This window comes from Nocardia sp. NPDC003345 (genome assembly GCF_053589395.1).
Genome location: NZ_JBSFRU010000440.1, coordinates 1 through 4,276, shown reverse-complemented (window position 1 = coordinate 4,276; position 4,276 = coordinate 1). Strand labels below are relative to the sequence as shown.

3 protein-coding genes are annotated in these 4,276 nt (G+C 67.6%); all 3 read left to right on the top strand.

Features of this window, described 5'->3' with window-relative positions; all coding sequences use genetic code 11:
• The first annotated feature begins 50 nt into the window (after positions 1-50).
• Positions 51-923 carry a phosphatidylinositol mannoside acyltransferase gene (locus ACWDU1_RS30135; RefSeq protein ID WP_450003661.1) on the top strand — a complete coding sequence of 291 codons (873 nt, stop codon included), beginning with the start codon at positions 51-53 and terminating at the stop codon, positions 921-923.
• 731 nt (positions 924-1,654) lie between these two features.
• Positions 1,655-3,076: a family 2B encapsulin nanocompartment shell protein gene (locus ACWDU1_RS30130; protein WP_450003659.1), complete on the top strand. Its 1,422-nt coding sequence runs from the start codon at positions 1,655-1,657 to the stop codon at positions 3,074-3,076.
• Between the two features lie 4 nt (positions 3,077-3,080).
• Positions 3,081-4,276 (top strand): terpene synthase family protein (locus ACWDU1_RS30125; RefSeq protein ID WP_450003658.1); only part of this gene is annotated, 1,196 nt, incomplete at its 3' end.

The following is a 4,276-nucleotide window of genomic DNA, read 5'->3' as shown; positions in this document are numbered from 1 at the left end:
GGGGGGGGCCCCCCCCCCCCCCCCCACCACGGTTCGGTGGCGTCGACGCGATGACGGTGACGGCGCGGTTGGCCGACCTCGGGTACGCGGCCGGATGGCGGGTGGTGCGCATTCTCCCGCAGCGCTGGGCGTTGCGATCGTTCGAACTGATGGCCGACCGTGCGGCCCGGCGCGGTGGTCCGGAGCAGTTGCGCCGCAATCTTTCCCGGGTGGTGGGCTGCCCGCCGGATCAGGTGCCCGGCGAACTCGTCCGGCAGAGCCTGCGTTCCTATGCCCGGTACTGGTGCGAGGCATTCCGGCTGCCGTCGATGGATCCGGAGCGGCTGGCGGATGCCATCGAATCCGCCGCTACCGGACTCGAACACATTCGCGCGGCGGCCGATCGTGGACACGGGGTGGTGCTGGCCCTGCCGCACAGCGGCAACTGGGATCTGGCCGGTGTGTGGGTGGTACAACGGATCGGGACCCCGACCGTGGTGGCCGAACGGCTCCGGCCCGATTCGCTGTACCGGCGCTTCGTCCGGTTCCGGGAGGGCCTGGGGTTCGAGATCATCCCGCTCACCGGCGCGGCGACCCCGCCGTTCGAACAGCTGGCCGCGCGGCTGCGCGGGGGCGGTCTGGTGGCGTTGCTCGGCGAACGCGATCTGTCCGGGACCGGTGTGCCGGTCGATTTCTTCGGTGAGCGGGCCCGGATGCCGTCCGGTCCGGCCCGGCTGGCCATCGCCACCGGGGCGCCACTGCTGCCGGTGCACTGCTGGTTCCGCCCGGACGGCTGGGGGTTCGAAGTCGGGGCGCCCATCGATACGGCCGGCGGGGTCGCGCGGACGACCCAGTTGCTGGCCGACTCCTTCGCCGCCGGTATCGCCGCCCATCCCGCCGATTGGCATATGTGGCAGCCGGTGTGGACGGACGACTTCCGATAGCGCTGTCGCGCCACGAGTTCGGGGATCACGGGCGCTACCGGCCGCCGCGCTCGACGGCTCCGCGAGCCCGTCGGCTCGATCCTCGAACCGGTTCCGAGCACCGGTCGAAAGATGTTCGGCCGGTGCGTGATCCGTTCTATTCGTGTCGATCACGGTGAGGTCGAACCCGGTCATGAGAAGCTCCCCGGTATCGGTGTGACTCGCGTACCGCTGGTCTCTCGCCAGCAAACATTCCGGTAGGGCAGGCGCGTTCCTCGGCGCGTCGTCGCAGCGGTGAACGGACCGGTGCCGATCTCTTCGGCAAGCGCGAGGTACATCGAAAGAGACACTGCGTCAATGGGTTACGGAGTTGTTCATCTGGAGTTCGTATGTCGATACGTCGATGATGTAGTCGCGATGCGGGTGGGCAACGCGGGGTGTGGAGTGACGGTTTCAGCAAATCGGCACCCGCCCGACCACGCTCGCGATGCTAACAGCCGGCATTGCGCCTTGTACACCGGTGAGCACCAAATTGACTACTGCACAGGCAAATAAGTACGAACTACTGGCGCCCCGGGCGATACCCGGGCTACCATCGCTGGTGCCACATTCAATAGCCGGGGGATAGCTATTCGGGCTCCCCAACCTCGTGCCCGACGTCGATAGATGTCGTTGTCCGCACGCACTCATCCCGCAACCGAGCGCACGTAACTGCTTCTGCACGTACCGAATACCGCGAACGGGAAGAAAACATGACCGAACTGGCCGAACCCATGTCCGGATCCACCGAAGCCGCGCCGCGCAGTCTCGGCACCGACGCCGCGCGAAATCTCGCCACCACCACCAAATCCGTACCGCAGATGCAGGGCATCACCTCGCGGTGGCTGCTGAAACTGCTGCCCTGGGTGCAGGCCGACGGCGGCGTGTACCGGGTGAACAGGAGGGTCACCTACACCCTCGGCGACGGTCTCATCACCTGCTTCACCACCGCGGGGCGCAACGAGGTACTGGCGGCCGACCTGCGCGAACTGCGGCATCTGCGAGATTTCGACGACGACACCGTGCTGCAGGCGCTGGCGGATCGTTTCGTCGAGCGGCAGTTCCAGCCGGGAGAGGTCATCGCCGAGGCCGGCCGCCCCGCACAGGAACTGGTCGTGCTCGTGCACGGCAAGGCGGAGAAGCTCGGGACGGGCCGGTACGGCGAACCGGCGACCCTCGAGATCATGACGGGTGGCCGGTTCTTCGGCGAACGGATACTCGGCGCGGAACCGGAACCGTGGGATTTCACGGTGCGGGCCGCCACCGCCTGCACCGTCCTGGTGCTGACCGAGCGCGCCCTGACCGAGGTCGGTGATCGGGTCGAGGCGCTGCGGGAGCATGTCCGGGAGGTGCAGCGGTCGGAGGAAGCGCAGGCCGGACGCGCCACCGACGACGGTGAGGCCGCCATCGACGTGGTGTCCGCGCACCGCGGCGAGCCCGTACTGCCGGGCACCTACGTCGATTACGAACTGTCGCCCCGCGAGTACGAGTTGAGCGTCGCGCAGACGGTGCTGCGAGTACACAGCCGGGTCGCCGACCTCTACAACAAGCCGATGGACCAGATCGAACAGCAGTTGCGGCTGACCGTCGAGGCCCTGCGTGAGCGGCAGGAGGACGAGATGATCAACAATCACGAGTTCGGACTGCTGCACAACGCCTCGCCGCGCCAGCGCCTCAGCACCCGCTCCGGCCCGCCCACACCCGACGATATGGACGACCTGCTCGCCCTGGTGTGGAAGGAACCCGCGTTCTTCCTGGCCCATCCGAAGGCGATCGCCGCGTTCGGCGCCGAATGCAGCCGTCGCGGTATCTACCCGGCCGCCACCGATCTGAACGGCCACCAGGTGCCGTCCTGGCGCGGGGTGCCGATCCTGCCGTGCAACAAGATCGGCGTATCCGCCGAACGCACCACCTCGGTCCTGCTGATGCGTACCGGCGAGGCGGCGCAGGGCGTGATCGGGCTGCGGCAGACCGGGATCCCCGACGAATACGAGCCCGGCCTCAACGTTCGCTTCATGGGGGTCGACGACAAGGCGATCATCTCCTACCTGGTCAGCGCCTACTACTCGGCGGCGATCCTGGTACCGGACGCGCTCGGCCTGCTCGACGACGTCCAGCTCGGCGCCGGAAGCTGACCTCGTGCAACCCTTCGAACTGCCCGACTTCTATCTGGCGCATCCGGCGCGGCTGAACCCACACGTGGAAGCTGCTCGCACACACACCAAGAACTGGGCCTACGAGATGGGCATGCTCGGCGATACCGTCGGCGGCGATGTGGTCTGGGACGAAGCGGCCTTCGACGGTATGGACTACGCGGGCCTGTGCGCCTACACCCATCCGGAGGCGCCGGCCCCGGTCCTCGACACCGTGACCGACTGGTACACGTGGGTGTTCTATTTCGACGATCATTTCCTCGAGGCCTTCAAACGCACCGGCGATCTGGACGGTGCGCGGGAGTATCTCGACCGGCTGGCCACCTTCATGCCCGCCGATACGGAGGCCATGCCCGAACCCTCGAATCCGGACGAGCGCGGCCTGGGCGACCTGTGGGCGCGCACCGTGCCCTCGATGTCGGCGGGCTGGCGGGAGCGGTTCGCCCAGAGCACCCGCAATCTGCTGCTCGACTGCGTCTGGGAACTCCGCAATATCAATACCGCGCGGGTGCCGAACCCGATCGACTACATCGAGATGCGCCGCAAGGTCGGCGGCGCGCCGTGGTCGGCGGATCTGGTGGAGTACGCGCGCGCCACCGAGGTGCCGGAATGCCTGGTGGGCACGCGCGCGCTGCGGGTCCTGAAGGATACGTTCGCCGACGCGGTGCACCTGCGCAACGACATCTTCTCGTATCAGCGCGAGACCGAACAGGAAGGAGAGGTCAACAACGGGGTCCTGGTGGTGGAGCGTTTCTTCGAATGTTCGCCCCAGCAGGCCGCCGATATCGTCAACGATCAGCTGACCTCCCGGATGCATCAGTTCGAGAACACCGTCCTGACCGAACTGCCCGTGCTCTTCGACGAGCACGGGCTGGATTCGGCCGAGCGGAGGGCGGCCCTCTCCTACGCCCAGGGCCTGCAGGACTGGCAGTCCGGCGGTCACGAATGGCATATGCGCTCCAACCGCTATATGAACGGTGCGGCCGGGTCGCGTTCGCTGCCCGCCGGACCCACCGGTGTGGGCACGGCGCTGGCGCGATCCGGATTCTGGAAGGGGCTGGCCGGGCCGGGCGGCGTCCGCAGTCATACCGAGCCGCCGCTGCGTCGTACCGGACCGCTACCGCTGCCCGATTTCGACGTACCGTTCGACCTCGCCCTGTGCCCGCATCTACCCACGGCCCG